General features: G+C 71.4%; 22 protein-coding genes and 1 pseudogene. 14 read left to right on the top strand and 9 right to left on the bottom strand.

Annotated features, from left to right (window positions below; all coding sequences use genetic code 11):
• Positions 1-10: 10 nt before the first annotated feature.
• The gene (locus AB0F38_RS20605; RefSeq protein ID WP_361895125.1) at positions 11-1228 is read left to right on the top strand and encodes a lytic transglycosylase domain-containing protein; all 1218 of its coding nucleotides are present in this window, start codon (positions 11-13) and stop codon (positions 1226-1228) included.
• Between the two features lie 3 nt (positions 1229-1231).
• On the opposite strand, the gene AB0F38_RS20600 is transcribed toward AB0F38_RS20605, so the two are convergent.
• Positions 1232-2293, bottom strand: coding sequence for an ATP-dependent DNA ligase (locus tag AB0F38_RS20600; protein ID WP_361895122.1), 1062 nt, complete (start codon positions 2291-2293; stop codon positions 1232-1234).
• 97 nt (positions 2294-2390) lie between these two features.
• Here AB0F38_RS20600 and ligD point away from each other — a divergent pair, with 97 nt between their 5' ends.
• Complete coding sequence (ligD, locus tag AB0F38_RS20595; RefSeq protein ID WP_361895475.1) at positions 2391-3401, top strand: non-homologous end-joining DNA ligase; 1011 nt, start codon at positions 2391-2393, stop codon at positions 3399-3401.
• A complete protein-coding gene (locus tag AB0F38_RS20590; protein WP_361895119.1) occupies positions 3398-4474 on the top strand; it encodes an ABC transporter permease in 1077 nt (358 codons plus the stop codon). The genes ligD and AB0F38_RS20590 overlap by 4 nt, the downstream gene beginning before the upstream one ends.
• A gap of 14 nt (positions 4475-4488) precedes the next feature.
• Here the strand turns inward: AB0F38_RS20590 and AB0F38_RS20585 are convergent, their stop codons facing one another.
• A complete protein-coding gene (locus AB0F38_RS20585; RefSeq protein WP_361895116.1) occupies positions 4489-6723 on the bottom strand; it encodes a family 16 glycoside hydrolase in 2235 nt (744 codons plus the stop codon).
• Positions 6720-9077, bottom strand: coding sequence for a ThuA domain-containing protein (locus tag AB0F38_RS20580; RefSeq protein WP_361895114.1), 2358 nt, complete (start codon positions 9075-9077; stop codon positions 6720-6722). The genes AB0F38_RS20585 and AB0F38_RS20580 overlap by 4 nt, the downstream gene beginning before the upstream one ends.
• 362 nt (positions 9078-9439) lie before the next feature.
• On the opposite strand from AB0F38_RS20580, the gene AB0F38_RS20575 reads away from it, so the two are divergent.
• Positions 9440-10429: a multicopper oxidase domain-containing protein gene (locus AB0F38_RS20575; RefSeq protein WP_361895111.1), complete on the top strand. Its 990-nt coding sequence runs from the start codon at positions 9440-9442 to the stop codon at positions 10427-10429.
• 1 nt (position 10430) lies between these two features.
• Here AB0F38_RS20575 and AB0F38_RS20570 read toward each other — a convergent pair whose 3' ends face one another.
• Complete coding sequence (locus tag AB0F38_RS20570; protein WP_361895108.1) at positions 10431-12611, bottom strand: DEAD/DEAH box helicase; 2181 nt, start codon at positions 12609-12611, stop codon at positions 10431-10433.
• 224 nt (positions 12612-12835) lie between these two features.
• Between AB0F38_RS20570 and AB0F38_RS20565 the strand changes: the two genes are divergently transcribed.
• Positions 12836-13627 (top strand): VOC family protein, encoded by a 792-nt coding sequence (locus AB0F38_RS20565; RefSeq protein WP_361895105.1) that lies wholly within the window; start codon positions 12836-12838, stop codon positions 13625-13627.
• 124 nt (positions 13628-13751) lie between these two features.
• The gene (locus AB0F38_RS20560) at positions 13752-14003 is read left to right on the top strand and encodes a WhiB family transcriptional regulator (protein ID WP_361895102.1); all 252 of its coding nucleotides are present in this window, start codon (positions 13752-13754) and stop codon (positions 14001-14003) included.
• Between the two features lie 79 nt (positions 14004-14082).
• On the opposite strand, the gene AB0F38_RS20555 is transcribed toward AB0F38_RS20560, so the two are convergent.
• From AB0F38_RS20555 to AB0F38_RS20545, 3 genes are all read right to left on the bottom strand, one after another.
• Positions 14083-14976, bottom strand: a complete 894-nt coding sequence (locus AB0F38_RS20555; RefSeq protein ID WP_361895472.1) for a chitosanase — start codon at positions 14974-14976, stop codon at positions 14083-14085.
• A 157-nt stretch (positions 14977-15133) separates the two neighbouring features.
• A complete protein-coding gene (locus tag AB0F38_RS20550; RefSeq protein WP_361895099.1) occupies positions 15134-16108 on the bottom strand; it encodes an acyl-ACP desaturase in 975 nt (324 codons plus the stop codon).
• A 337-nt stretch (positions 16109-16445) separates the two neighbouring features.
• Positions 16446-16862 carry an SsgA family sporulation/cell division regulator gene (locus tag AB0F38_RS20545; RefSeq protein WP_361895096.1) on the bottom strand — a complete coding sequence of 139 codons (417 nt, stop codon included), beginning with the start codon at positions 16860-16862 and terminating at the stop codon, positions 16446-16448.
• A gap of 213 nt (positions 16863-17075) precedes the next feature.
• On the opposite strand from AB0F38_RS20545, the gene AB0F38_RS20540 reads away from it, so the two are divergent.
• Positions 17076-18125 carry an oxidoreductase gene (locus tag AB0F38_RS20540; RefSeq protein ID WP_361895093.1) on the top strand — a complete coding sequence of 350 codons (1050 nt, stop codon included), beginning with the start codon at positions 17076-17078 and terminating at the stop codon, positions 18123-18125.
• Between the two features lie 5 nt (positions 18126-18130).
• Here AB0F38_RS20540 and AB0F38_RS20535 read toward each other — a convergent pair whose 3' ends face one another.
• On the bottom strand, positions 18131-18430 hold the full coding sequence (locus AB0F38_RS20535) for a YciI family protein (RefSeq protein ID WP_361895090.1): 300 nt from the start codon (positions 18428-18430) through the stop codon (positions 18131-18133).
• Positions 18431-18488: 58 nt separating this feature from the next.
• Here AB0F38_RS20535 and AB0F38_RS20530 point away from each other — a divergent pair, with 58 nt between their 5' ends.
• Together AB0F38_RS20530 and AB0F38_RS20525 are read left to right on the top strand one after the other, a co-directional pair.
• On the top strand, positions 18489-19166 hold the full coding sequence (locus tag AB0F38_RS20530) for an endonuclease V (RefSeq protein WP_361895087.1): 678 nt from the start codon (positions 18489-18491) through the stop codon (positions 19164-19166).
• Between the two features lie 96 nt (positions 19167-19262).
• Positions 19263-19409, top strand: coding sequence for a hypothetical protein (locus AB0F38_RS20525; protein ID WP_361895084.1), 147 nt, complete (start codon positions 19263-19265; stop codon positions 19407-19409).
• A gap of 18 nt (positions 19410-19427) precedes the next feature.
• Here the strand turns inward: AB0F38_RS20525 and AB0F38_RS20520 are convergent, their stop codons facing one another.
• On the bottom strand, positions 19428-20618 hold the full coding sequence (locus AB0F38_RS20520) for a saccharopine dehydrogenase NADP-binding domain-containing protein (RefSeq protein WP_361895081.1): 1191 nt from the start codon (positions 20616-20618) through the stop codon (positions 19428-19430).
• A gap of 205 nt (positions 20619-20823) precedes the next feature.
• On the opposite strand from AB0F38_RS20520, the gene AB0F38_RS20515 reads away from it, so the two are divergent.
• The 5 genes and pseudogenes from AB0F38_RS20515 (at position 20824) to AB0F38_RS20495 (ending at position 26729) form a co-directional block, all read left to right on the top strand.
• Positions 20824-21975, top strand: coding sequence for a CaiB/BaiF CoA-transferase family protein (locus AB0F38_RS20515; protein ID WP_361895078.1), 1152 nt, complete (start codon positions 20824-20826; stop codon positions 21973-21975).
• A gap of 26 nt (positions 21976-22001) precedes the next feature.
• Positions 22002-22115: pseudogene (locus AB0F38_RS20510) on the top strand (LLM class F420-dependent oxidoreductase); the annotation flags it as partial.
• Positions 22116-23258: an acyl-CoA dehydrogenase family protein gene (locus AB0F38_RS20505; protein WP_361895075.1), complete on the top strand. Its 1143-nt coding sequence runs from the start codon at positions 22116-22118 to the stop codon at positions 23256-23258.
• Positions 23259-23304: 46 nt separating this feature from the next.
• Positions 23305-24519, top strand: coding sequence for an acetyl-CoA C-acetyltransferase (locus AB0F38_RS20500; protein WP_361895072.1), 1215 nt, complete (start codon positions 23305-23307; stop codon positions 24517-24519).
• Positions 24520-24557: 38 nt separating this feature from the next.
• Positions 24558-26729, top strand: a complete 2172-nt coding sequence (locus AB0F38_RS20495; RefSeq protein WP_361895069.1) for a 3-hydroxyacyl-CoA dehydrogenase NAD-binding domain-containing protein — start codon at positions 24558-24560, stop codon at positions 26727-26729.
• Positions 26730-26739 lie beyond the last annotated feature (10 nt).

The raw sequence follows: 26739 nt of genomic DNA, 5'->3' as shown, positions 1-26739 counted from the left end.
GGGAGGACACATGAGGCTCAACGGCACCATGCGCCGCGGGATCAGCGGCACGGCCACCGCGGTCGCCGCCATGGCGGCACTCACCGCGTCCCAGGCCCCCGGGCTCACCGGCGGCGATGCCCGCGACGACATGAGGAACGTGGCGGCGGACGACGTCGTCTGGACGGAGGTGCCCAACGACGACAGCTACCACACGGAGCTGCCGCCGCTGAGGACTCCGGAGCCGCCGGAGAGGGCCGGGGAGAAGCCAGGCGCGGCCGTCGCCCGGTCCTGGGCCGAGGCCGGCATCCCGGCCACCGTCCTGGCCGCCTACCGGAAGGCGCAGACCACCCTCGGCCGCGCCGATCCCGGCTGCCGTCTGCCGTGGCAGTTGCTCGCGGCCATCGGCAAGGTGGAGTCCGGCCACGCGAGCGGGGGACGGGTCGACGCGGCGGGCACCACGCTCACCCCGATCCTCGGCCCCGTCCTCAACGGCGACGGATTTGCCGACATCCCGGACACCGACGGCGGGACGTACGACGGCGATACCCGCTACGACCGGGCGGTCGGCCCGATGCAGTTCATCCCCTCCACCTGGGCGCACTGGGGCAAGGACGGCAACGGCGACGGACGCCGCGACCCCGGCAACATCGTCGACGCGGCCCTCGCCGCCGGCCACTACCTCTGCGCGGGGACGCGCGACCTCTCCGTGCGCGGCGACCTCGACCGGGCGATTCTCAGCTACAACCACTCGGACACCTATCTGCGCACGGTGCTGTCCTGGCTGGACTACTACCGCAAGGGCGCCCACCCGGTCGCCGACGGCAGGGGCGTGATCCCGCGGAGTCCCGGTGCGGGCGGCTCCACCGAGCCGAAGGCCCCGGTCGGCGGCCCCGGCAGCCCGGGCAGCGGCGGCGGCATCGTCGTCGGTCCGCAACCCGGCACCACCCCGCGCCCCTCGACCTCGCCCACCCCCACGCCGACGCCCACGCCCTCGGACTCCGCCGGCCCGGACCCCACCACCTCGCCGGACCCGACCACGACCCCCGGCCCGACCGACACCGCTTCCCCCGATCCGACGACCCCCGACCCCACCACCTCGCCGGACCCGACCACGACCCCCGATCCGACCACCACGCCCGACCCGGAGCCCGGCACCTCCGGCCCCGGCTGCCCGACCGGCTCGCCGGACCCCGCCCCGTCCCCCACGGACGCGGCGCCCGAGGACCCCTGCGCCACGCCCGCCTGACGGTCAGCCCGGACGCAGCACCTCGGACAGGTCGTACCGCACCACCTCCTCCAGCTGCGCGTAGGTGCAGCCGGTGGCGGTGCGGTCCGGCCGCCACCGCCGGAACCGGGTGGTGTGGCGGAAGCGGTCGCCCTCCATGTGGTCGTACGCCACCTCGCAGACCCGCTCCGGGCTGAGCGCCACCCAGGACAGGTCCTTCCTGCCCGACCAGCGGCTCGGTGCCCCCGGCAGCCGCGCGCCCTCGTGCGCCGCCGCGTCGGCCCAGGCGGCCCACGGGTGGGCCGCGGGCTCGATCCGCAGCGGGTCCAGCTCCTCGACCAGTTCGGCACGCCGCTTCATGGTGAAGGCCGCGCACACCCCGACGTGCTGGAGCGCGCCCCCGGAGTCGTACAGACCGAGCAGCAGCGAGCCGACCACCGGTCCGCTCTTGTGGAACCGGTAGCCCGCCACCACGCAGTCGGCGGTCCGCTCGTGCTTGATCTTGTACATCGCCCGTACGTCCGGCCGGTACGGCAGATCGAGCGGTTTGGCGACGACACCGTCGAGCCCCGCCCCCTCGTACCGCTCGAACCATTCCTGGGCGAGAGCGGGGTCCGTGGTGGCCGGGGCGAGATGGACCGGCGCCGACGCGGCGGACAGGGCACGCTCCAGCACCGCCCGTCGCTCGGTCAGGGGCGCGCCGAGCAGGGACTCGTCGTCCAGCGCGAGGATGTCGAAGGCCACCAGACCGGCAGGCGTCCGCTCGGCCAGCGTCCGCACCCGCGAGTCGGCCGGATGGATGCGTTCGCTCAGCCGGTCGAAGTCCAGCCGCCCCTCGTGCGCGACCACGATCTCCCCGTCGATCACGCAGCGCGGCGGCAGATTCTCCCGGACCGCCGTGACCAGCTCGGGGAAGTAACGGGTGAGCGGCTTGCCGGTCCGGCTGCCGAGGACCACCTCGTCGCCGTCCCGGTGCACGATCACACGGAAGCCGTCCCACTTCGCCTCGTACTGCATGCCCGGCGGAATGGCGGACACGGACTTGGCGAGCATGGGTTTCACGGGAGGCATCACCGGCAGGTCCATGGCCCGATTCTGGACCGCTGCGGGGAACACGTCTCCCGATGTGCGGCATATGTGGGCCCGGCCTACGGTGTCCGACATGGGAGCAGCGGGAACAGCGGTGGAGCTGGACGCGGACGGCCGGCCCGTACGGTTGTCCAACCCGGACAAGGTGTACTTCCCCGGGAAGGGCTACACGAAGAGAGACGTGGCCGAGTACTTCCTGGCCGTGGGGCCAGGAGTCCTGCGCGCCCTGCGCGAGCGGCCGACCACCCTCCAGCGCTTCGTGGACGGCGTCGAGGGCGACTTCTTCTACCAGAAGCGTGCGCCGAAGAACCTCCCCGACTGGACACCCACCGCCCGGATCGAATTCCCCAGCGGCCGGCACGCCGACGAGATGTGCCCCACCGAGCTCGGCGCCGTCCTCTGGGCGGCCAACCTCGGCACCCTCACCTTTCACCCCTGGCCGGTGCGCAGGGCCGACACCGACCACCCCGACGAGCTGCGGATCGACCTCGATCCGCAGCCCGGCACCGACTACTCCGACGCGGTGAGGGCCGCCCACGAGCTGCGGTCCGTCCTGGACGACCACGGGCTGCGCGGCTGGCCCAAGACCTCCGGCGGGCGCGGCATCCACGTCTTCGTGCCCATCGTGCCCGAGTGGACCTTCACCCAGGTCCGGCGCTGCGCCATCGCGGTGGGCCGGGAGCTCGAACGCCGGATGCCGGGCCGGGTGACCACCGCGTGGTGGAAGGAGGAGCGCGGCGAGCGGATCTTCGTCGACTACAACCAGACGGCCCGTGACCGCACCATCGCCTCCGCCTACTCCGTACGCCCCTTCCCGCACGCTCCCGTCTCCGCCCCGCTGCGCTGGGAGGAGATCGACGACGCCGAGCCCCGCGACTTCGACATCCGGACCATGCCCGTGCGGTACGCCGAGGTGGGCGACCTGCACGCGGACATGGACGACCACGCCTTCCGGCTCGACGGGCTGCTGGAGCTGGCGAACCGGGACGAGCAGGACCACGAGCTCGGCGACCTGCCCTACCCGCCGGAGTATCCGAAGATGCCCGGCGAACCGAAACGGGTCCAGCCCAGCCGCGCCCGGCACGACACGGACGGCACGGGGTGAGTCCCGGCCGCCCCGCCGAGCACGGAGCACACGGCAGGCCCCCGACCCGGCGCGAGAGGTGGCAGGAGTACAAGCGGTCGCCGTACTTCCCGGCGGTGGTGCTGACCCTCATCATCGCGGCCGCGGCCGGGCTCTTCGCCGGCTCGTACACCTACGCGCTGGCCGACCCGACCCCGCGCCGGATCCCGGCCGCCCTGGTCACCGGCGGCCCGGCGGCTCCCGGTGTCGACCGGTTCGTCGACGGGATGGAGGAGGCGCTCGACGCCTCCCTCGAACTCCACCGGTACACCACCCGGGCCGGGGCCGGCGAAGCGCTGGAGGCGCAGAAGGTCTTCGCGATCCTGCGGCCCGCCGGGCGGCGCGGGGTGGCCATGGACGTCGCCGCGGCGTCCGGCGCCACCGTCGCCGAGCTGCTCGGCGAGACCGGTGCCGAGGTCGCGCAGCGGGCCGGCGTCCCTCTCGTGGTCACGGACCTCAAGCCGCTGCAGAAGGGCGACCCGCGTGGCCTGGCCCTGTTCTACATCTCGCTCGCCGCCGTCATCATCGGCTTCATCGGATCGATCCAGCTCAGCGTGAACGCCCGGGAGCTGAACCCGCTGGAGCGGATCGCCTTCACGATCGGCTACGCCCTGCTCGGCGGCTTCGGCATCGCGGCCGTCGTGGACTGGCTGCTCGGCGCGGTGGATCTGCCGTTCGTCCAGTCCTGGCTGATCCTGTCGTTCACCATGTTCACGTCGGGCATGGTCTTCACCATGTTCAACACCCTGATGGGGCGCTGGGCGATGATCCCCACCTGGGGCGTCATGGTGCTGCTCGGCAATCCGTCGTCCGGTGGTGCGGTGTCCTGGCCCCTGCTGCCGTCGCTGCTCGGACACGTCGGCCGCTGGCTGCCGCCGGGTGCCTCGGTCAACGCCCAGCACACGGCGGTCTACTACCAGGGCCACCAGTACGCCTTCCCGTACGTCGTGCTGGCGGTCTGGTCGCTGGTCTCCTGCACGGTCTTCTGGGTGTGGCGCACACGGCACCCGGGAGGCCGCGACCACGTGCCGGAGCACGCTGCCGCGGCCACCTGAGCGTTCCTCGCCGGTTACAGCTCCTTGATACGGATGTCGCGGTACGAGATCACGTCCGTGGTGCCGTGGACCTGGAGACCGATGTGACCGGAGGCGAACCGCCGGCCGTCGGTGCCCGGGTCGTCGCCGCGCGGCGGCTCGAAGGCCTGGCCGCCGTCGTTGTCGAACTCGTTCAGCAGGACACCGTCGCGGTACACCGAGTAGTGCTGGTCCACGACCCGGATCTCGTAGTCGTTCCAGGTGCCCTTGGGGGTGACGCCGGCGCCGCCGAGCCCCACCCGGTCGAAGCCGTAGACGGAACCCGTCTTGTACATGTCGCCGTCGGGACGGTCGTTGATCTGGATCTCATGGCCGTACTTGATGGCGACCCACTCCGGACGGGACTCCTCCGGGTGGTCGTGGACCTCCGGGAAGCGGACGAACACCCCCGCGTTGGCGTTGCCCGTGCCCGGGGCGTCGTCGCGCCACTGGAGCTTCAGCGAGAAGTCCCCGTACTGCCTGCCCGGGAACCACAGCATGCCCATGCCGCCGACGGTGGTGGAGCTGGTGATCGAGCCTTCCTCCTCGTTCAGTGCGAACTGGCCGCCGCCGACCTGCTGCCACCCGGCGAGGGAGTCGGCAGTGCCGTCGAACAGCTTGCGGTAGCCCTCGTCCTGGCCCGGTTTGCCGATGCCGGACTGTCTGGCCGCCCGGTAGATCTTCCTGTGCTCCCGGGCGTCGATCACCCCGGCCGCGAGCAGCTTGTCGAGGACCTTGTCGACGTGCTTGAGGAACAGCGCGTGCGAGGACCAGTCCTTCTCGTCCTCGATCAGCTCGTTGATCGTGCAGCGGTTGCCGGTGATCCGGTTCGGAACACCCGTGTCGACCGTGCCGACGATGACGGTGAGCCGCTCGTCGAACTCCGGGCAGTTGGGCGCCGGGACCCCGCCGCTCTCGGCGATGGTGAACGACACCTGCTTCGCCTCGGACGTGTTGCCCGCCCTGTCCGTCGCCCGGTGGGCGAAGGTGTGGTGGCCGACGCGGTCCACGAGGACAGGCGCGGTGTACGCGAGGTACGGACCCCCGTCCAGGGAGTACTCGGTCTTCTCCACGCCCGAGCCGGCGTCGGTGGCGGTCACCGTGGCCCTGGCGCTGGTGATGAACGCACCGTCCGAGTTCTTGTCGCCCGTCACCGCCACGGAGGTCTCCGGCGGTGTCCGGTCCTGCGACTGCGGTTCGACGACGGTGAAGCCGACGGACTTCTCCGCCGCGAGGTTGCCGGACCTGTCGGTGGCGCGGTAGCGGACGGTGTGGGTGCCCACCTCGTGCACCATCACGGGGGCGGTGTACGGCTGCCAGGAGCCGTCCGACCCGATCGCGTACTCGATGGTGTTGACGCCGGACCCGGTGTCGGACGCGGTCACGGTGACCGTGGCCATGCCCAGGTAGGCGCCGGCCGCGTCCTTTTCGCCCGAGACGGTCGCCGAGGTCTCCGGCGGTGTCTCGTCGTCCGTGGGTGGTGCGGCGACCGCGAAGCCGACGGACTTCTCCGCCGCGAGGTTGCCGGACCTGTCGGTGGCGCGGTAGCGGACGGTGTGCGTGCCCACCTCGTTCACCACGACGGGCGTGGTGTACGGCTGCCAGGCGGCGCCGGCACCGATCGCGTACTCGACGGTGTCCACGCCCGAACCCGCGTCGGTCGCCGCCACGGTGACGGTGGCCTGGCCGATGTACGCGCCGTCGGCGTTCCGGTCGCCGTCCACCGTCGCCGAGGTCTCGGGGGCGGTGGTGTCCTCGCCGCCGCCCTCGGCCACGGTGAGGATGCCCTGCATCGACCCGTGGCCCGGAATGGTGCAGTGGTAGAAGTACCGGCCGGGGGTGAGGGTGACCTCGACGCTGTGCCTGCCGCCCTCGCTGTCACCGGGATTGGCCAGGATGTTCAGCGGGACGTCGTTGTTGAACTCCACGTCCGAGACGCTGAAGGTCAGCGTGTGCGGCATGCCCGTGGTGTTGCCGGTGGCCGTGCTGTTCTCGAAGACGATCGTCGCCGGTCCGGCCACCGCGGTCTTCGGAGCCGACAGATAGTGGTCGATGGGGTCGCCCGCGGTCCAGGTGAGCACCTGGTCGGCCGCCGCGGCCGGACGGTCGTCGTCCCGCCCGTACGCGGCCGTCGACGTCAGCCCCAGGACCATCAGGAACGAACCGAGCAGGGCCACCCACCACCGGGCGGGTCCGTACCGCTTTCGCGCGAGGAGCGAAGGGTGTCTCACTGCGCTGCCGCCTTCCTGGCCAGGTCGGCGGCGGCCGGGGTCGGACCGCCGCCCTTGTATGTCACGCGCCACAGCGCGGACTCGGAGTCGGAGGTGAAGAAGCCGCGCCCGTAGTCCAGGACGTAGAGGGATCCGTCCGGGGCGAACTTCCAGTCCATGAGGTTGCGGATGCCGTCAGCACCGACCGGAATGATCTTCTTCAGGGACTCGGCGTGCGTGGGCAGTCCGCCCTTGCCGACGGTCCTCGGGTCGGTGAGCACGGCGTGACGCGGCTGGGTGTCGTCGTAGAAGTCACCGACGAACCACTTGCCGTCCCAGTACGACGGCCATGTGGCCTCGCTCGTGTTCGACCGGTCATAGCGGTAGACCGGACCGTTCATCGTGGCCTGGCCGCCGCCCTTGAGCCAGGGCAGGAGCTGCTTCTGGTCCTCCGCCTCGTAGCTGGGGATGCCGTCGGCGTCACGCGGGTAGTCCACGCCGCCGCCCTGCGGCGAGTACCAGATGGTGTTGCCGGTCACGGGCGGCAGCTTCACCAGGCCGTCGTTGTTCGGTGACTCGTTCCTCGGGGCGTTGCAGTCGTACCAGCCCAGCGGCTTGGACGGGTCGGGCAGGTTGCGGTCCCGGTAGGGCTGCTTGTTGCCCATGCAGTACGGCCAGCCGTGGTTGCCGGCCTTGGTGATCGCGGCGAACGTGTCGTACTTGGCGGGACCCCAGGTGGTGCTGGGGGCACCGGCGTCCGGGCCGACCCAGCCCGCGTACAGGGTGTCGGTCGCCGTGTCGACGGAGATCCGGGCCGGGTTGCGCACGCCCATCACGTAGATCTCGCCACGGGTCCTGCCGCCTCCCTCGTCCGGCTCCTCGCCGGTGAAGAGGTTGCCCTCGGGCAGGGTGTACGTGCCGTCGTCCTCCGGGTGGATCCGCAGGATCTTGCCGTTGAGGTTGTTGGTGTTGCCCGCGGTGCGGCGAGCGTCGGCGAACGAGACGCCCTTGTAGTTCGGCTGAGGGTTGTTGCCGGAGTAACCGCCGCTGAAGCCGGAGGAGTTGTTGTCACCCGTGGCGACGTAGAGGTTGCCCTTCGAGTCCCAGGCCATGCCGCCGCCCGCGTGGCAGCAGCTGTGGATCTGGACCGGCCAGTTCAGCAGCACCTTCTCGGACGCCAGGTCCAGCTTGTTCGCGGTGTGGTCGAAGGTGAAGCGCGAGACCTGCCGCACCGCCATCCGCTTGTCGCGGTCGATCTTCGCGTGCGGCGTGTAGTGCAGGTACACCCAGCCGTTGGACGCGAAGTCCGGGTCCAGCTCGATGCCGAGCAGGCCCTCCTCGACCTTCACCAGCTCGTCGCCGCCGCCCTTGTTGCCGAAGACGCTCAGCTTGCCGGCGAGTGAGACCTTCTTGGTGGCGGGGTCGTAGACGTGGATCTCGCCGTTGCCCTTGCCGATGTCCGGGTTGCTCCAGTCCGTGATCACCGGCGCGCTGCTGTCGGCGCCGCCGCGTCCGATGTAGAAGACCCGCCCGTCCTTCGCGGTCACCAGACCGTGCGGTTCGCCGATCTGGTCGTTCTGTCCCGGCTGATTGGGCTGCGTGAGCCTCTCCGCCGTGTAGTTGGAGTCGATCGTGGCCTTGCAGTCGGCCTGCGAGACCCGGGTCGTCCAGGCCAGCGCTCCGCGCAGATGGTCCCGGAAATCGGTCTCGGCGAAGCTGCTCGCCGTGCCTCCCATGCCCGTGTAGAAAGACCGTCCGCCGTCGTAGTCGCGGCACCAGGAGACGGGGTGGTCCCAGCCGTTGGCGCTCGCGCCCGGCGCGTACGTGATCTCCCGGACACGGGCCACCGTGTGCACGTCCCCGGACGGATTGACCTTCCAGTTCAGCCACTTGTCGGGGCGCTTCCACTCCAGCGGGAGGTTCTTCGTCGCCGGGTGCTGCCGGTCGCCGACCTCCACCGTGGCGCGCTGGACGTTCGCCGGGCCGCCGGCCGCAGGACGGGCACCGACCAGGCCGGTGAACCAGTCGGAGTACGGCTCCGTGCGCGCCGCGTCATGGATGCCGAGGAAGCCGCCGCCCGCCTCCATGTACGCCTCCAGGCCCGCCTCCTGCTCCGGGTCGAGGACGTCGCCGCCGCCGGTCAGGAAGACCACCGCGTTGTACCGGCCGAGCTGCTTGCCGTTGGTGAACACCCCGGCGTCGTCGGTGGCGACGGTCCTGAAACGCCCGGACTCAGGGCCGCTGAGCCCGATCCTCTCGATGGCCGCGATCCCCGCGTCCACGGTCGGGGACTCCTCGCCCGCCGAGGCGTGGAAGACCAGGACCCTGACGTTCGCCCCGCCGGGCGGCGAAGGAAGGGACAACGTTGTCGCCATACGCTCCTTCAGCCCCGGGTCCGGGTAGGGACTGGCGCCGGCCGTGTTACCGCCCAGCAGGGACGCTGTCAGTGCGCCGACTGCGGCTGTCGTCGCGAGGCCCCGTCGCGATCCGGACCTGTGATGTGGTGTGCGCTGCACGTGGTCACCCACCCCTCTTTGGTCGCTTCTGTGGTCACTGCACCTCTGCGGTCACTGCAACAGCGCATGAAGCTAGACCTCTTTTCGTGACTCGCCAATAGCTACGGCAGCAATCAAACGAACTTTGTCCTGAGCGTGGATAAACATGGATGCCCCGGCTACGGTGTGGCCGTTCCCAGGGAGAGGCCCGTCAGTTTCCTTAGCGCAGTGGGGAGTTCGACATGGACCGAAGGACCTTCAACCGGCGGATGCTGGTGGGCGGCGGCGTGGCGGCCGCGACCGGGGTGACATCGATGTCACTCGGCGCGGTCCAGGCGACCTCGGCGGAGAACCCGGCGAAGACCGCGCCGGCGGGAGGCGCGGTCAGGCACCTCAGGCTGTACGCGGAGAAACTGGCGGACGGCCAGATGGGATACGGCCTCGAAAGGGGGAAGGCGTCGATCCCCGGACCCCTCATCGAGATCACCGAGGGCGACACCCTGCACATCGAGTTCGAGAACACCACGGACGTCGACGCCAGCCTCCATGTCCACGGCGTCGACTACGACATCGCCAGCGACGGCACCCGGATGAACCGGAGCCACGTCGAACCGGGCGGCACCCGCACGTACACCTGGCGCACCCACACCCCCGGCCGCCGGAAGGACGGAACCTGGCAGGCGGGCAGCGCGGGTTACTGGCACTACCACGACCACGTCGTCGGCACGGACCACGGCACGGGCGGCATCCGCAAGGGGCTCTACGGACCCCTCGTCGTCCGGCGCAAGGGCGACCTCCTGCCCGACAAGACGCTCACCATCGTCTTCAACGACATGACGATCAACAACAGGGCCGCCCACGAGAGCCCGGACTTCGAGGCCACGGTGGGCGACCGGGTCGAGGTCGTGGTGATCACGCACGGCGAGTACTACCACACGTTCCACATCCACGGGCACCGCTGGGCTGACAACAGAACCGGGCTGCTCACGGGCCCCGACGATCCCAGCCGCGTCGTCGACACGAAGATCTGCGGACCCGCCGACTCCTTCGGATTCCAGATCATCGCGGGTGAACACGTGGGGGCGGGTGCCTGGATGTACCACTGCCACGTCCAGAGCCACTCCGACATGGGCATGGCCGGGCTGCTGCTGGTCGCCAAGGCGGACGGCACGGTCCCCGGCTACGACCCGCCGCACCACGCGGCCGGTGCGGCCAGGACCCACCAGCACTGAGTCAGACGCCGGCCATCCGCCGCTGCTCCTCCTCGACGATGCGCCGGGCGAGCGCCGCGTCCGACACGTCGACGGCGTCGGGTGCCGCCTCGGCGACATCGCTGCGCCGGGCGTACGCGTCGAAGAGCCGGTCCTTGCGCGCCAGGATGTCCAGCATCCGCTGGTCGACACTGTCCGCCACGAGCAGCCGGTGCACCTGGACCGTCCGTATCTGACCCATCCGGTGTGTACGGGCCACCGCCTGGTGCTCCATCGTGGGCTTGATCTGCGGCTCGCACAGGATCACCACCGAGGCCGCCTGGATGTTGAGCCCGACACCGCCGGCCTGGATCTGGCTCAGCAGCACCGCGTGCCCGTCCACCGCGCCGAACGCGTCGACCACCTCCTGCCGGCGCGCGGCCGGAACGCTCCCGGACACCGGCCCGAACACGCCCCCGCCCAGGGCCTCCCGGACCGTGCCGAGCACCTCGCGGAAGTACGAGAACACGACGACCTTGAGCCCGTTGCCCGCGGCCTCCGTCACCAGTTCGCGGAGCCGGTTCAGCTTCGCCGAGGTCTCGGGGCGGGCGTACGCGGCGCGGCGCATCCGCATGAAGTGCCCGGCGCCCACCGCCTCGCGGTACGCCTCCAGGTCCCCGGCGGAGAACTCCTCCCACTCGTCGGCCTGGACGAGCGCCGGGAGTTCACCCAGGACGTCGTCCTGGTTGCGCCGCAGATAGGCGGGGGCGACGGCCCTGCGGAAGGCGTGCGAGCCCGCGACACCGTGGGTGGGGGAGACGGACGGCGCCAGCTCGGGGCGCAACTGGCGTACCAGGCTGCGGAATTCCTCCACCCGGTTCTCCATCGGGGTGCCGGTCAGGAAAAGCACCCGCTCGGCGTGCCGCGTCCATCCGGTCACCGCGCGGGAGCGCCGGGTGGCGGGGTTCTTCACGAAGTGGGCCTCGTCCACCACCACCATGGCGGGCCGTGTCCCGCAGACCGGACCCTCCGGCAGGGTGGCCAGCGCGTCGAAGGTGGTCACCGCGACCCCGCCCGTCGCCCGCCACTCGGTGAAGGCGCCGTCGCGCTCCGGTCCGTGCACCGGCACGGCCCGCAGGGTGGAGCGGGCGCGGATCTCCCGCCCCCAGTTGATCAGTACGCTCGCCGGGCACACCACCAGGAAGTGGGTCTCCCCGTGTGCGGCGAGGTGGGCCAGTGCGGCGATGGCCTGCACGGTCTTGCCGAGCCCCATCTCGTCCCCGAGGATCACCCGCTTCTGGGCGAGTGCGAAGCGCGCACCGAAGGACTGGTACCCGCGCAGCGACACCCGCAGATGGGTGTCGTCGAGCCGCAGTCCGCGCACCCGGTCCGCGATCCCGGCGGGCAGGAACCCTTCGGCGGCGTCCCGGTCGGGGCCGGTGCCGGACAGCTCGGCGAGCAGGCTGTAGTACTCGGCCGACCGCAGCTCGAAGTCCACCCATGCCTCGGCCTGCGAAGCGGGCCCGCGCAGCAGATCCACGGACGCCTGCCCGAACAGCATGCGCAGCTCGCGTGCGGCGGCCTCCGCCACCGCCGTCCGTACGGAGGCGACCGCGGCCAGTACCTCCGCACGGGCACCGCGCCCCGTGAACAGCATCCGCAGCCGGTTCCGGGCGGGCGCGGCCGCCGTGAGCCCCGGCTCCAGCTCCGCGACGAGGCGCCGGGCGGCGACGGCGGCCCGAGGCGCGTCGGGGCCCGCCTCGACCAGCCGGTGCAGTGCGATGACCAGCGCGGTCGTCGCCGCGTCCGGGGCCTGGGCGTCTATCCGCACGGCGACGGTGTCCCGCACCGCGTGCGCGATCTGCCGGGCGGCCGCCAGGGCCCGGTCCGCGGTCTGCGCCCCGACACCGGGGATCTGGCGGAGCTCGTACCGCCCGGTGCCGTGGACCCGGCCCACCGTCAGGTATCCGGCCTGCTCCAGCGCGCCGAGCCGCAGCCGGCCCTCCGTGACGTCCCCGAGACGGGCGAGGGGGATGCCGGCCAGCTCCCGGTCCACCAGGCCGTCGAAGAGGGGGGCCAGCGCGCCGCGCGCGGCGTCGAGGGCCCCGGCGTGGTCGTCCAGCACCGCACGGGCCGTGCCGACGAGCCGGTCCGCGTCCTGGAGCAGCGCACGGGCGGCCCTTCCCGTGGGCGCGTCCGCACCCGTGGGTCCTGCCTGTGTCATGTACGTCCTTCTGTCCCGCAGCCTCTCCTGACCGGCCGCCCGTCACCCTCGGGCGCGCCCCATCGTGCCACGGGCGAGGGCGGTGCCGCCCGCACCCGCCCGGCCGGGCACCCGCCCGGACCGTGCGAGCTGCGGTCGCCGGTACCCGGTGCGAGACTCCGAGGGTCAGGGACCTGCCCGCACGATGAGCGTGCGAGACACGCGACTTGCCCGAGGAGCACACCATGCTCGACCCCAGTTTCGTCACCGGAGCCCCTAACTGGACCGATCTCGGCACCCCCGATACCGACGCGGCCACGGCCTTCTACCAGGGCCTCTTCGGCTGGGAGCTGGTACCCGGCGGCCCCGAGACCGGTGGCTACGGGACGTACCAGCTGAGGGGCAAGGCCGTCGCCGGCGTCATGACCGTGCCCGAGGACCAGGGGAAGCCCGCCTGGTCCGTCTACTTCCAGACCCCCGACGCGGAGGCCACCGCGCGAACGGTGGAGAAGGCGGGCGGCACGGTGGCGTTCCCCCCGATGGACGTCCTGGACTACGGGCGCATGGGCGGCTTCACGGACAACGGCGGGGCGTACTTCGGCGTGTGGCAGCCCGGGACGAACACCGGCCTCGGCATGATCATGGAGCCGGGCTCGCTGATCTGGTCCGAGCTGTACACCCCGGACGTCCCCGCGGCTGCCGCGTTCTTCCACACGGTCTTCGGCTGGCAGACCGGGGAGATGACGTTCCCGGAAGGCTCGTACACGATGGTGCGTCCCGCGGGGGACGACAGCACCGACTCCTCCTTCGGCGGACTCGTGCCCATCGACGACGTACCCGCCCAGGCCGCGGCGGGCCCGCACTGGCTGCCGTACTTCGCTGTCGAGGACTGCGACGCCGCGGTCGCCACGGCGGAACGGCTGGGCGGCAAGGTGACGATGGCCGCCATGGACGCGCCGGACGTCGGCAGGATCGCCACGTTCACGGATCCGGCGGGCGCGGCCTTCGCGGTGATCAAGCCCGCGCCGATGCCGTAACGCCGGCCTCGACCGGGCGGGGCGGGAAGGTGAGCGTCCCGCCCGGCAGACGTGCGGGACGGGGGAGGGGCGGATTGATGAATCGTTGATCAGCTGTTTATCGCCACCGGGCACCGTGTGGCCCATGCAGACCAACACGATGACCGACGACGCGCTCGCCTGGCAGGAGACAGCCCTGTGCGCGCAGGCCGGTCCGGAGTTCTTCTTCCCGGCGCCGGGCAGTTCCACCCGTGAGGCCAAGCAGCTGTGCAACGCCTGCGAGGGCCGGGTTGCCTGCCTGGAGTACGCCCTCACCCACGACGAGCGCTTCGGCGTCTGGGGCGGCCTCTCGGAGAAGGAGCGCGAGCGGCTGCGCAGAGGCCGCCGCGAGGGGTGAGCGGGCGCCGTCCGGGGGGCCGTCCGCCCGGCGGAGGGCCCGGACGGCAGGGTCCGTCGCCGGTCGCCGGGCCGTCCGCTCACGGAATGCGGAAGGTCTCGCCGTACACCTGCCACTCCAGCGGCGTGCTCAGCCCCAGATTGCCGTCGCGCAGGAAAACCCGCTGGGCCGTGTCGATCCGGGTCGTGTCGCGCTGTACGGTGCGGGCCCTGATCGCCGAGCGGCCCTCGTCGAGGAACGCGCCGAGGTACGCCGCCTCGTCGCCGCCCTCCGCCGCCGTGTCAGCCGCCGCCATCGCGGCGTCGCGGATGGCGTAGAAGCCGTTCGCCTCGACCCCGGGCCCGTGCAGGACCATCGCGTCGTAGTAGACGAACTGCCCCAGGGTGCCGAGGCCGTCCATCTTCGCCAGCCGTACGGCGGGCTCGAAGTACAGCTCGTCCCGGGTCTCGTCCTGAGCCCTCCGGAACGCCGGGTCCCGGGCGGCTTCCTGCCACGCGGCGGTGAAGCCGGGATCCAGACCTTCGTGCGAGTCCGTGCCGTCCACCGCGCGCAGCGCCGGGAGGAACGGGGCGAGCGGGTTGTCCGGATGCGTCTCGGTGTAGGCCTCGACGAGCTGCAGCATGTCGTTCGTGCCGGAGCAGAAGCCGATGATCCCGGCCGTGTAGCCGTTGCCGTCGCCGAGGTCCTCGATCGCCCCGTACCGGCTGCGCCAGTCCAGCGTGGAGGCGTCCGCGCTGGACACCAGCCGGGAGGCGACCTCCTTCATGTCCGGAGCGGCCAGGCCGGGCGGCAGGGCGTCGATCTTCTCCGCGGCCTCGTCGGCCTGTGCCGCAGCCTCCGGGCGGGCCGAGCCCGCCCCGGTGGGTCCGGCCGGCTGGGGAACGAGCCTGGGCGGCTCGGAGTCACCACTGCTGCTGAACAGGACCGAAGCGACGATGGCGATCGGCGCACCGAAGAGAACAAGACGCGTCACTGGTTTCACCGGCACAGAGTACGTTCCGTGCCCCCGTGGGGGGAGTCCGCCCGTCCGGGCGGAATCGCCCCCACGGGTGTGGGCCCGTCGCCGTCGCGGCGGCCGTCCGCGGGGGTGGCGGCGCGCGGGTGAACGTGCGCCGCCACCCCCGGTGGGGTCATGCGTTGGCGCGGGCCGCCATGCGGGCCCTGCGGGCGGCGAGCTTCTCGTCGAACTTCGACGCCTCGCTGTCCAGCCCGCTCATGTACAGGCCGAGCTCCTCCTGCGCCTTCAGGCCCTCCGGGCCGAGACCGTCGATGTCGAGGACCTTGAGGTAGCGCAGCACGGGCTGGATCACGTCGTCGTGGTGGATGCGCATGTTGTAGATCTCGCCGATCGCCATCTGGGCGGCGGCCCGCTCGAAGCCGGGCATGCCGTGGCCGGGCATCCGGAAGTTCACGACGACATCGCGCACGGACTGCATCGTGATGTCCGGGGCGAGCTCGAAGGCCGCACCGAGCAGGTTGCGGTAGAAGACCATGTGCAGGTTCTCGTCGGTCGCGATCCGGGCCAGCATCCGGTCGCAGACCGGGTCGCCCGACTGGTGGCCGGTGTTGCGGTGCGAGACGCGGGTCGCCAGCTCCTGGAAGGCGACGTACGCCACGGAGTGCAGCATGGAGTGGCGGTTGTCGGACTCGAAGCCCTCCGCCATGTGCGCCATGCGGAACTGCTCGAGCTTGTCCGGGTCCACGGCGCGCGAGGTGAGCAGGTAGTCGCGCATCACGATGCCGTGCCGGCCCTCCTCCGCGGTCCAGCGGTGCACCCAGGTGCCCCAGGCGCCGTCACGGCCGAAGAGGGAGGCGATCTCGTGGTGGTAGCTGGGGAGGTTGTCCTCGGTCAGCAGGTTCACGACGAGCGCGATCCGGCCGATGTCGGTGACCTTGGACTGGCTGGTCTCCCACGGCTCGCCGTCCTCGAAGACACCGGGGAAGTTCCGGCCGTCGCTGAACGGTACGTACTCGTGGGGCATCCAGTCCTTGGCGACCTTGAGATGGCGGTTGAGTTCCTTCTCCACCACCTCCTCCAGCGCGTACAGCAGCTGGGCGTCTGTCCACGCCTTCGAACTGCCGAGGTGGGGAGAGGTGATCGTCACGGGAGGCTCCTGGGGACGGGAGAATTACCTACGGCTTCGTAGGTTACGTGACCGTAGGTTAAGGCGGCGGTAAGGGCGTAGCAAAGCCCGGCCCTCGCGGTGCCCGATTGCGTACCGTTATGTGCGCAGGTCGGGGCCGTGCGGAGCGGGAAAGTCAGGCATCCTCGGTCAGTCGGCCGCACCGGTGGTTCCGGCAGCGCTCCGGGGGCGATGCCAGGGAGCCCGTCGGCGTCCAGCGACAGCCGTCGGGTGATGCCCAGCGACTCCCGGAACGGCACGTCGTGGCTCACCGCGACCGGCGCGCCCTTCGAAGGCCTCGAATTCCGGTCGTACCCCGTCAGCCGGACTCGCCCAGCAGATCGGTGAGATCGCCGTCGAGGTCCAGGAAGCGGTACTCGTCACCCACCGGGACGAGCTCCTGTGCCCGCTTCAGGAAGCGGCGCAGCTCCGCCGTGCGGACATGGACCATGGCGATGCCCTCGACCGCGTGGAACTCCAGCACCGTGCGGTCGTACCCGAAGGGCCGCACCCGGACGTCCCCGACCCCGGCCGGTTCGTCCATCCCGGTCGTGAGCAGTTCGCGGGAGAACTCCCAGAACACCTCGGTGCCTTCGAGGGTCGCCGGTGCCGGGAAGGCCATGCGGACGGCGAACGGGTCACCGCGGTCGTAGTGCAGGGTGGCGGGCAGGGTTTCCATCCGCGGAGCGGATGCGACCATGCGGGCCTGCACGGACTGCTCGATAACGCTGGACAAGACCTGCTCCCTCTCGCGTCGGATGAACGGTTCCCGGCATTGGAGTAGACGACGGAACGACTCGATCCGTGCACCGGCGGGTGGCGTGAGCTGCGTCACCGCTCGCCCTCCCCCTGACCGCCTGCCCCGTTTCGCCCGTCGCACCCTGGACGGCTGTCCACCCGTGGGCTAGCTTCCAGCGCCATGAGGGCCGTGGGGAAGACGAGACGACTGATGGCACTGGGTCTGTGCGGTGCGGCTGTGACCGCCGCGCTGGCGGCACCGCCGGTGCAGGCCGCGCCGGACGAGCGGCGGGATCCGGGCTGGGCGCCCACCGAAACGGGCACGGACGCGCGCTTCCGCGGCCTCGCCGCCGTCAGCCGGGGCGCCGCCTGGGTCGCCGGGTCCGGCGGCACGGTGCTGCGCACGGGCGACGGGGGACGGCACTGGCACGACGTCTCGCCGGCCGGTGCGCAGGAGCTGGAGTTCCGTGACATCGAGGCCTTCGACGAGCGGCGGGCGGTCGCCCTGGCCATCGGCGAGGGCGAGGCGTCCCGGGTCCTGCGCACCGAGGACGGCGGCGAGACCTGGACCGAGTCCTTCCGCAACACCGACGCCCGGGCCTTCTACGACTGCCTCACCTTCTTCGACCACCGCCACGGACTGGCCATGAGCGACCCGGTGGACGGGAAGTTCCGCATCCTGTCGACCTCGGACGGCGGGCGGAACTGGCGCGTGCTGCCGGATGCCGGGATGCCCGCCGCCCAGCCCGGTGAGGCCGGCTTCGCGGCGAGCGGCCAGTGCCTGGTCGCCGCGGGCGCCAAGGACGTCTGGCTGGCCACCGGCGGTGCGGCCACGGCCCGTGTGCTGCACTCCCGCGACCGCGGACTGCACTGGACCGGGACCGCGTCGGGCATCGCGGCGGGTGACCCGGCGCGGGGGGTCTTCGGGCTGGCCTTCCGTGACCGTACGCACGGCATCGCGGTCGGCGGCGACTACCGCGCGGGCCAGGCATCGCCCGACGCGGCGGCCGTCACCGGCAACGGCGGCGGCAGCTGGCACCGGTCCACCACCCCGCCCCCCGCCTACCGTTCCGGCGTCGCGTGGCTGCCGCACAGCAGGTCGGCGGCGCTGGCGGTCGGCCCCACGGGCACCGACCTCACCCGGGACGGCGGGCGCACCTGGAGCACCGTGGACACCGGCTCGTACGACACGGTGGACTGCACGGCGGACGGGGGCTGCTGGGCGGCGGGCGAGAAGGGGAGGGTCGCGCGGCTGCGGTAGCGCGGCTATCCGGGCAGCTGCTGCCGGTAGGGGGCCAGGGCCCGGGACGTCTTCGTCGCGAGGAACTCGGTGATGCGGTAGGCGCACACCCCGTGGACGGCGAAGGGGTCGGCCGCGGCGATCTCCTCGATCCGCGCGCGGTCGTCCCCGACGGCGATGATCACACCGCCGTCGCGCGGGTTCTTGCGCCCCGAGGCGATGAACACCCCGGCCGCGTACTGCCCGTCCAGCCAGGCGACATGGTCCGCCAGCAGCGCGTCGACGCGCTCGACCGGTGCGGTGTAGGTCAATTCGAGTACGAACATGATCGCCAGGCTACGGGAGGGCGGCTCTCCTCCGGGGCTGCCTAGACTGCACCGCATCATGACGACCTTCCGGATGCCCGCCGACGAGACCGAAGCCCGCGCCGTCCAGGACGCGTTGCGTACCCGGGTGGTGCTCGACGAGCCGGGGCCACCGCCCGGTACCGGACGGGTGACCGGGGTCGACGTCGCCTACGACGACGAGCGGGACGTCGTCGTCGCGGCGGCCGTCGTCCTGGACGCGGCGACGCTCGACGTGGTCGCCGAGTCCACGGCCCGGGGCCGCGTGACCTTCCCGTACGTCCCCGGACTGCTCGCCTTCCGGGAGCTCCCGACGGTGCTGGCGGCGCTGGAGGCCCTGCCCGTCGACCCGGGGCTCGTCGTGTGCGACGGCTACGGCCGGGCGCATCCACGCAGGTTCGGGCTCGCCAGCCACCTCGGTGTCCTCACCGGCCTGCCGGTCATCGGCGTCGCGAAGAACCCGTTCACCTTCCGGTACGAGCAACCGGGCCCCCTGCGCGGCGACTTCACCCCGCTCCTGGACGGCGACGAGGAGGTGGGCCGGGCGCTGCGCACCCAGGACGGCACCAAGCCCGTCTTCGTCTCCGTAGGCCACCGCACCGGTCTGGACGACGCCTGCGCCCACACGCTCGCGCTGGCCCGCGACTTCCGCCAGCCGGAGACCACGCGCCGGGCCGACGCGCTGTGCCGGGCAGTCCTGCGGGAGGCGGTCGGCTGACCGCCGTCGCCCTGCCGGATCCCGCCGCCGGAACTGTTGCCGACTGAGTACATGTACGGATGTTGCTCGTCGCACATCGAGGGCAGGCTCATATGCATGATCGAACAGCGCGTACCCCAGATGAGCACCGGGACCGTACACCTCTCGCAGCGCGGCGTCGCTGTGGGCATGACCCTGGGCGTGGTCGCAGGAGCGGCCTGGACCGTGTCCATCGTCGTCACGCTGGCGTCCTGGATGCTCTGACCGCCGGAGCCCGCCGGCTCAGCGCACCGCCGCGACCCGGAATCCCATCCCCGCCGCGGTCAGCCGTTCCAGCAGCGCGTCACCCATCGCCACCGCCGTCGTGACCTGACCCGATGTCGCGGGCAGCTCGTCCAGCGCGAGCGAGAGGGCCGACTCGGCGAGCATCTTCGCCGTCTCGTCGTAACCCGGATCGCCGCCCGAGACCTCGGTGAAGACCCGACGGCCGCCGCCGTCCCCGATGAAGCGCACCGTGAACCAACTGCGCTTCCTGCGCTGCTCGTCGGGGCCCGCACCGGGCTCGTAGCGCCCCATCAGCCAGCTGCGTACGGCCGGGATCCGAGCGGCCCCCGCCAGCGCCCCCACGGCCGCCGTGCCGCCGATCGCGACCGGCAGGTGCTTCACCGAGGCGAAGTGCCGGTAGCGGAAGTCGGGGCCGTAACGTTCCAGCGCCCGTGCCGAGCGCTCCACGACGCGCGGATCCAGGGTGGGCAGCGGCAGCGCCCAGGTGCCGGTCTCCCGGCTGAAGTGGGGCGAGCCCTGCGGGGCGCGGGCCCGCCTGCCCACCAGGCGGGGCTCGTGCAGCCGGCGCTCCTTCGCGGCCCGGACCACCTGCGGGCCGCGACCCATCGCGGTGAGCGCGGAGGCGAACGTACCGCCGGAGAAGACCGCGTTGCTGCGGACGAAGCCGTCGACGGCCAGCGGCACGTCCTCGGGGAGCTGCCGCACCGTGAAGTAGACGCCGAGGTCATGGGGGACGGAGTCGAAGCCGCAGGCGTGCACGATCCTGGCCCCCGTCTCGCGGGCCCGCGTGTCGTGCGCCAGGAACATCCGGTCGACGAACTCCGCCTCGCCGGTGAGATCGGCGTAGTCCGTGCCCGCCTCCGCGCAGGCGGCGACCAGCTTCTCGCCGTACCAGACGTACGGTCCGACCGTGGACGCCACTACGTGCGCGGACTCGGCGAGCTCGCGCAGCGCGTCGGTGTCGTCCGCGTCGGCCGTCAGCAGCGGGAGGTCCGCGCAGCGTGGGGCGATCGTGGTGAGGCGTTCGCGCAGCCGTTCCAGCCTGGTCCGGCTGCGGCCCGCCAGGGCCCAGCGGCAGCCGTCCGGTGCGTGGGCGGCCAGATACGCGGCGGTGAGTTCCCCCACGAAGCCGGTGGCGCCGAAAAGGACGACGTCATAGGGGCGTTCTGCCCCGTTCTGCCTGTTCATGCGTTGCCTCCGCAGGGGCCGGCGCCGATGTAGCAGGCAGAGGGTAGCGGAGCGGTTCGTGGCGTCGTGCAGCCGGGCGGGCTCCGTTGCGAGAGGATCCGGGAGAAGAACTAAGCGCTTGCTCGGCCAAAAGGGTTGTGCGCGGCGCCGTCTGTTCTTAGCATCATCGATGTTACAGCAGTTGTGTCATACCTCTGGGGGCTTGATGGCAACGACAGGGCACGGCCCGCACGGCCCGCTGGCCGGGGTGCGCGTCGTCGAACTGGCGGGCATCGGCCCCGGGCCGTTCGCCGCGATGCTCCTGGCCGACCTCGGCGCCGACGTGGTGCGCGTGGACCGGCCGGGCGGGGCCGGGCTCGGCATCGACCCCGCCTACGACCTCACCAACCGCAACAAGCGCTCGGTCCTCGTCGACCTCAAGGCCGACGGCGGGGCGGACGCGGTGCTGGACCTCGTCGAGCGCGCCGACGTGCTGATCGAGGGCTACCGTCCGGGTGTCGCCGAACGCCTCGGCGTGGGACCGGCCGCCTGTCTGGAGCGCAATCCGCGGCTCGTCTACGGGCGGATGACCGGCTGGGGCCAGGACGGCCCGCTGGCCGAACGGGCCGGACACGACATCGCCTACATCGCCCTCACCGGCACCCTCTCCATGATCGGCGGGCCCGGTGAGCCGCCCACGGTCCCGGCCAACCTGGTCGGCGACTACGCGGGCGGCTCGCTCTACCTCGTCGTCGGCGTGCTGGCCGCGCTCCAGCACGCCCGTACACCCGGCGGTACCGGACAGGTCGTGGACGCCGCCATCGTCGACGGCGCCGCCCATCTCGCCACGATGATCCACGGGATGCTGGCGGCCGGCAACTGGCAGGACCGGCGCGGCTCCAACCTCCTCGACGGCGGCTGCCCCTTCTACGGCACCTACGAGACGTCCGACGGCCTGCACATGGCGGTCGGACCGCTCGAACAGCGCTTCTACGAGCAGTTCGTCAGGTTGCTCGGCATCGCGGACCACGCCCCGGACCGCACCGACCTCGGCCGCTGGGAGGAACTGCGCACCGTCGTCGCCGACCGCTTCCGGACCCGTACGCGCGCCGAGTGGACCGAGGTCTTCGAGGGGACGGACGCCTGCGTGGCCCCCGTCCTCTCGCTCCGCGAGGCCCCCCGCCACCCGCACCTCGCCGCCCGCTCCACCTACGTGGAGCACGGCGGCCTCACCCAGCCCGCACCCGCACCCCGGTTCTCCGCGACACCCGTCTCCGTACGCAGCGGGCCCGCACTGCCCGGGGCCGACACGCAGGAGGTCGCGGTGGACTGGGACGTACCGGGCCTGTCGACCACCGGGAAGGAAACCACCGGCTGATGGAACTCTCCCTGCCGCTGAACTACGACCGCATCGACGCCTTCCGCGAGGCAGGCGTCACCATGCTCAACGTCACGCCCGTCGGCCCCGGGCCGGCCCGCCTGATCTCCACCGTCAAGAACATGCTCCAGGGGGCCTGAGTGCAACGGCAGATCTTCACCGGGGAACACGACGCGTTCCGTGAAACCGTGCGCACCTTCCTGTCGAAGGAGGTCCTCCCGTACTACGAGCAGTGGGAGAGGGACGGCATCGTCTCGCGTGAGGCCTGGCTAGCGGCCGGCCGGCAGGGCCTGCTCGGCCTCGCCGTACCGGAGGAGTACGGGGGCGGCGGCAACGCCGACTTCCGCTACAGCGCCGTCCTCGCCGAGGAGTTCACCCGGGCCGGTGTCGCCGGGCTCGCGCTCGGCCTCCACAACGACATCATCGGCCCCTACCTGACCGGTCTCGGCACCGAGGAGCAGAAGCGGCGCTGGCTGCCCGGCTTCTGCAGCGGCGAGACCATCACCGCCATCGCCATGACCGAACCCGGCGCGGGCTCCGACCTCCAGGGCATCCGCACCACCGCCGAGGACAAGGGCGACCACTGGCTGCTCAACGGCTCCAAGACCTTCATCTCCAACGGCATCCTGGCCGACCTGGTGGTCGTCGTCGCCAAGACCTCACCGCAGGGCGGCGCGAAGGGGCTCTCGCTCCTCGTGGTCGAACGCGGCGCGGAGGGCTTCGAGCGGGGCCGCAACCTCGACAAGATCGGCCAGAAGTCCCAGGACACCGCCGAGCTGTTCTTCCGCGACGTGCGCGTCCCCAAGGAGAACCTCCTCGGCGAGCTCGACGGTGCCTTCATCCACCTCATGACCAACCTGGCCCAGGAACGGATGGGCATAGCGGTCGCCGGAATCGCCGCCGCCGAGTACCTGCTGGAGATCACCACCCGGTACGTCAAGGAGCGCGAAGCCTTCGGGCGGCCGCTCTCCAAGCTCCAGCACATCAGGTTCGAGATCGCCGAGATGGCCACCGAATGCGCCGTCACCCGGGCCTTCCTCGACCGGTGCATCGTCGACCACTCGGACGGGACGCTCGACGCCGTACACGCCTCGATGGCCAAGTGGTGGGCCACCGAACTGCAGAAACGCGTCGCCGACCGCTGTCTCCAGCTCCACGGCGGATACGGCTACATGACGGAGTACCGGGTCGCGAAGGCGTTCACCGACGGCCGTATCCAGACCATCTACGGCGGTACGACCGAGATCATGAAGGAGATCATCGGCCGCTCACTGCTCGGCTGACCCCCCGCCACCCCTGTTGCGCAACCACCCTCGAAAGGCTGCTGTCTTGAGTACCGAAGCGTTCGTCTACGACGCGATCCGCACCCCGCGCGGTCGCGGCAAGGCCAATGGCGCCCTGCACGGAACCAAGCCGATCGACCTCGTCGTCGGCCTCATCCACGAGATCCAGGGCCGTTTCCCGGACCTCGATCCCGCGGCCATCGACGACATCGTCCTCGGCGTGGTCAGCCCGCTCGGCGACCAGGGCTCCGACATCGCCCGGATCGCCGCGATCGCGGCCGGACTCCCGGACTCCGTCGCGGGCGTGCAGGAGAACCGCTTCTGTGCCTCGGGACTGGAAGCCGTGAACCTCGCTGCCGCGAAGGTCCGTTCGGGCTGGGAGGACCTCGTCCTGGCCGGTGGCGTCGAGTCGATGTCCCGGGTGCCGATGGGCTCCGACGGCGGGGCCTGGGCCATGGACCCGATGACCAGCTTCGAGACCGGCTTCGCCCCGCAGGGCATCGGCGCCGACCTCATCGCCACCATCGAGGGCTTCTCCCGCCGGGACGTCGACGAGTACGCCGCACTGTCCCAGGAGCGCGCCGCAGCGGCCTGGAAGGACGAGCGCTTCGCCCGTTCCGTCGTGCCCGTCAGGGACCGCAACGGGCTGCTCGTCCTCGACCACGACGAGCACATGCGGCCCGGCACCACCGCCGACTCCCTCGCCTCCCTCAAGCCGTCGTTCGCCGCGATCGGCGAGATGGGCGGCTTCGACGCCGTCGCCCTGCAGAAGTACCACTGGGTCGAGAAGATCGACCACGTCCACCACGCGGGCAACTCCTCCGGGATCGTGGACGGCGCGGCCCTCGTCGCCATCGGCTCGAAGGCTGTCGGGGAGCGCTACGGCCTCACCCCGCGCGCCCGGATCGTCTCCGCGGCCGTCTCCGGCTCCGAGCCCACCATCATGCTGACCGGACCCGCGCCGGCCACGCGAAAGGCGCTGGCCAAGGCCGGACTCACCATCGACGACATCGACCTCGTCGAGATCAACGAGGCCTTCGCGGGAGTCGTGCTGCGCTTCGTGCGCGACATGGGCATCTCCCTCGACAAGGTCAACGTCAACGGAGGCGCCATCGCGCTGGGCCACCCGCTCGGCGCGACCGGCGCGATGATCCTCGGCACGCTCGTCGACGAGCTGGAGCGCCGGGACAAGCGCTACGGCCTCGTCACCCTCTGCGTGGGCGGCGGCATGGGCGTCGCCACCGTCATCGAGCGTCTCTGACCGTCCCCGGCCACCACTGCTTACGGAGAAGAACAACCATGACCGAGAGCACGACCATCCGCTGGGAACAGGACGAGACCGGCGTCGTCACCCTCGTACTCGACGACCCCGACCAGTCCGCCAACACGATGAACCAGGCATTCCGGGACTCCATCGAGGCCGTCGCCGACCGGGCCGAGGCCGAGAAGGACTCCATCCGGGGCATCATCTACGCCTCCGCCAAGAAGACCTTCTTCGCGGGCGGCGACCTCAAGGACATGATCAGGATCGGTCCCGAGAACGCGCAGGCCGCGTTCGACGCGGGCACCGCGATCAAGAGGTCGCTGCGCCGCATCGAGACCCTCGGCAAGCCGGTCGTCGCCGCGATCAACGGCGCCGCGCTCGGCGGCGGTTACGAGATCGCCCTGTCCGCCCACCACCGCGTCGCCCTGGACGCCCCCGGCTCCCGGATCGGCCTGCCCGAGGTCACCCTCGGCCTGCTCCCCGCGGGCGGCGGCGTCACCCGCACCGTACGGCTGATGGGCATCGCCGACGCACTGCTCAAGGTCCTCCTCCAGGGCACGCAGTACACCCCGCTGCGTGCCCTGGAGAACGGCCTGGTCCACGAGATCGCTGCCACCCCCGAGGAGATGCTCGGCAAGGCACGCGCCTTCATCGACGCCCACCCCGAGTCGCGGCAGCCCTGGGACGTCAAGGGCTACCGGATCCCCGGCGGCACCCCGTCCAACCCGAAGTTCGCGGCCAACCTGCCCGCCTTCCCGGCCAACCTGAAGAAGCAGCTCGCGGGCGCGCCCATGCCCGCGCCCCGCAACATCCTGGCCGCCGCCGTCGAGGGCTCGCAGGTCGACTTCGAGACCGCGCTGACCATCGAGGCCCGCTACTTCACCGAGCTGGTCACCGGCCAGGTCTCGAAGAACATGATCCAGGCGTTCTTCTTCGACCTCCAGGCCGTCAACTCCGGTGCCAGCCGCCCCAAGGGCGTAGCGGAGCGTCAGGTCCGCAAGGTCGCCGTCCTCGGCGCCGGGATGATGGGCGCGGGCATCGCGTACTCCTGCGCCCGCGCCGGTATCGACGTCGTCCTCAAGGACGTCTCCACCGAGGCCGCCGCCAAGGGCAAGGCGTACAGCGAGAAGCTGCTCGCCAAGGCGCTCTCCCGGGGCCGCACGACCGAGGCGAAGCGCGACGAGCTGCTGGCCCGCATCACCCCGACCGGCGACCCGGCCGACCTCGCGGGCTGTGACGCCGTGATCGAGGCGGTCTTCGAGGACACCGCGCTCAAGCACAAGGTGTTCCAGGAGATCCAGGACATCGTCGACCCCGACGCGCTGCTCTGCTCCAACACCTCGACGCTGCCCATCACCGCGCTCGCCGAAGGGGTCACGCGCCCGGCCGACTTCATCGGGCTGCACTTCTTCTCACCCGTCGACAAGATGCCGCTCGTCGAGATCATCAAGGGCGAGAAGACCGGCGAGGAGGCGCTGGCCCGTGCCTTCGACCTGGTACGCCGGATCAAGAAGACCCCGATCGTCGTCAACGACTCCCGCGGCTTCTTCACCTCGCGCGTCATCGGCCACTTCATCAACGAGGGCGTCGCGATGGTCGGCGAGGGCGTCGAGCCCGCGTCGGTCGAGCAGGCGGCGGCGCAGGCCGGCTACCCGGCCAAGGTCCTCTCGCTGATGGACGAGCTCACCCTCACTCTGCCCCGCAAGATCCGCAACGAGACCCGGCGGGCCGTCGAGGCGGCCGGCGGCACCTGGACCGCGCACCCGTCGGACGCGGTCATCGACCGGATGGTCGACGAGTTCCGGCGGCCCGGACGCAGCGGGGGAGCGGGTTTCTACGAGTACGGCGAGGACGGCGCGCGGGGTGCGCTGTGGCCGGGGCTGCGTGAGCACTTCACGAAGCCGGGCACCGAGGTGCCCTTCGACGACATGCGGGAGCGGATGCTCTTCTCCGAGGCACTGGACAGCGTCCGCTGCCTGGAGGAGAACGTCCTCATGACGGTCGCCGACGCCAACATCGGCTCCCTCATGGGCATCGGCTTCCCGGCCTGGACCGGCGGCGTGCTCCAGTACATCAACGGGTACGAGGGCGGCCTGCCCGGCTTCGTGGCGCGCGCCCGGCAGCTCGCCGAGCGCTACGGAGACCGCTTCCTGCCGCCCGCGCTGCTCCTGGAGAAGGCGGAGAAGGGCGAGACCTTCCACGACTGACACGCACGGG

This window comes from Streptomyces sp. NPDC025273, from assembly GCF_040638585.1.
Taxonomy (GTDB): Bacteria; Actinomycetota; Actinomycetes; order Streptomycetales; family Streptomycetaceae; genus Streptomyces; species Streptomyces cinereorectus.
The sequence above is the reverse complement of the archived record's forward strand: the minus strand, read 5'-3'. Positions and strand labels throughout refer to the sequence as shown.

Bases quoted from the DNA above. Each gene is read 5' to 3' on its own strand.
- AB0F38_RS20520 (WP_361895081.1), bottom strand. From the start codon at position 20,618: ATGAACAGGCAGAACGGGGCAGAACGCCCCTATGACGTCGTCCTTTTC.
- AB0F38_RS20560 (WP_361895102.1), top strand. From the start codon at position 13,752: ATGCAGACCAACACGATGACCGACGACGCGCTCGCCTGGCAGGAGACA.
- AB0F38_RS20495 (WP_361895069.1), top strand. From the start codon at position 24,558: ATGACCGAGAGCACGACCATCCGCTGGGAACAGGACGAGACCGGCGTC.
- AB0F38_RS20600 (WP_361895122.1), bottom strand. From the start codon at position 2,293: ATGGACCTGCCGGTGATGCCTCCCGTGAAACCCATGCTCGCCAAGTCC.
- AB0F38_RS20575 (WP_361895111.1), top strand. From the start codon at position 9,440: ATGGACCGAAGGACCTTCAACCGGCGGATGCTGGTGGGCGGCGGCGTG.
- AB0F38_RS20525 (WP_361895084.1), top strand. From the start codon at position 19,263: ATGATCGAACAGCGCGTACCCCAGATGAGCACCGGGACCGTACACCTC.
- AB0F38_RS20530 (WP_361895087.1), top strand. From the start codon at position 18,489: ATGACGACCTTCCGGATGCCCGCCGACGAGACCGAAGCCCGCGCCGTC.
- AB0F38_RS20605 (WP_361895125.1), top strand. From the start codon at position 11: ATGAGGCTCAACGGCACCATGCGCCGCGGGATCAGCGGCACGGCCACC.
- AB0F38_RS20570 (WP_361895108.1), bottom strand. From the start codon at position 12,611: ATGACACAGGCAGGACCCACGGGTGCGGACGCGCCCACGGGAAGGGCC.
- AB0F38_RS20565 (WP_361895105.1), top strand. From the start codon at position 12,836: ATGCTCGACCCCAGTTTCGTCACCGGAGCCCCTAACTGGACCGATCTC.
- AB0F38_RS20535 (WP_361895090.1), bottom strand. From the start codon at position 18,430: ATGTTCGTACTCGAATTGACCTACACCGCACCGGTCGAGCGCGTCGAC.
- AB0F38_RS20580 (WP_361895114.1), bottom strand. From the start codon at position 9,077: ATGGCGACAACGTTGTCCCTTCCTTCGCCGCCCGGCGGGGCGAACGTC.
- AB0F38_RS20540 (WP_361895093.1), top strand. From the start codon at position 17,076: ATGGCACTGGGTCTGTGCGGTGCGGCTGTGACCGCCGCGCTGGCGGCA.
- AB0F38_RS20515 (WP_361895078.1), top strand. From the start codon at position 20,824: ATGGCAACGACAGGGCACGGCCCGCACGGCCCGCTGGCCGGGGTGCGC.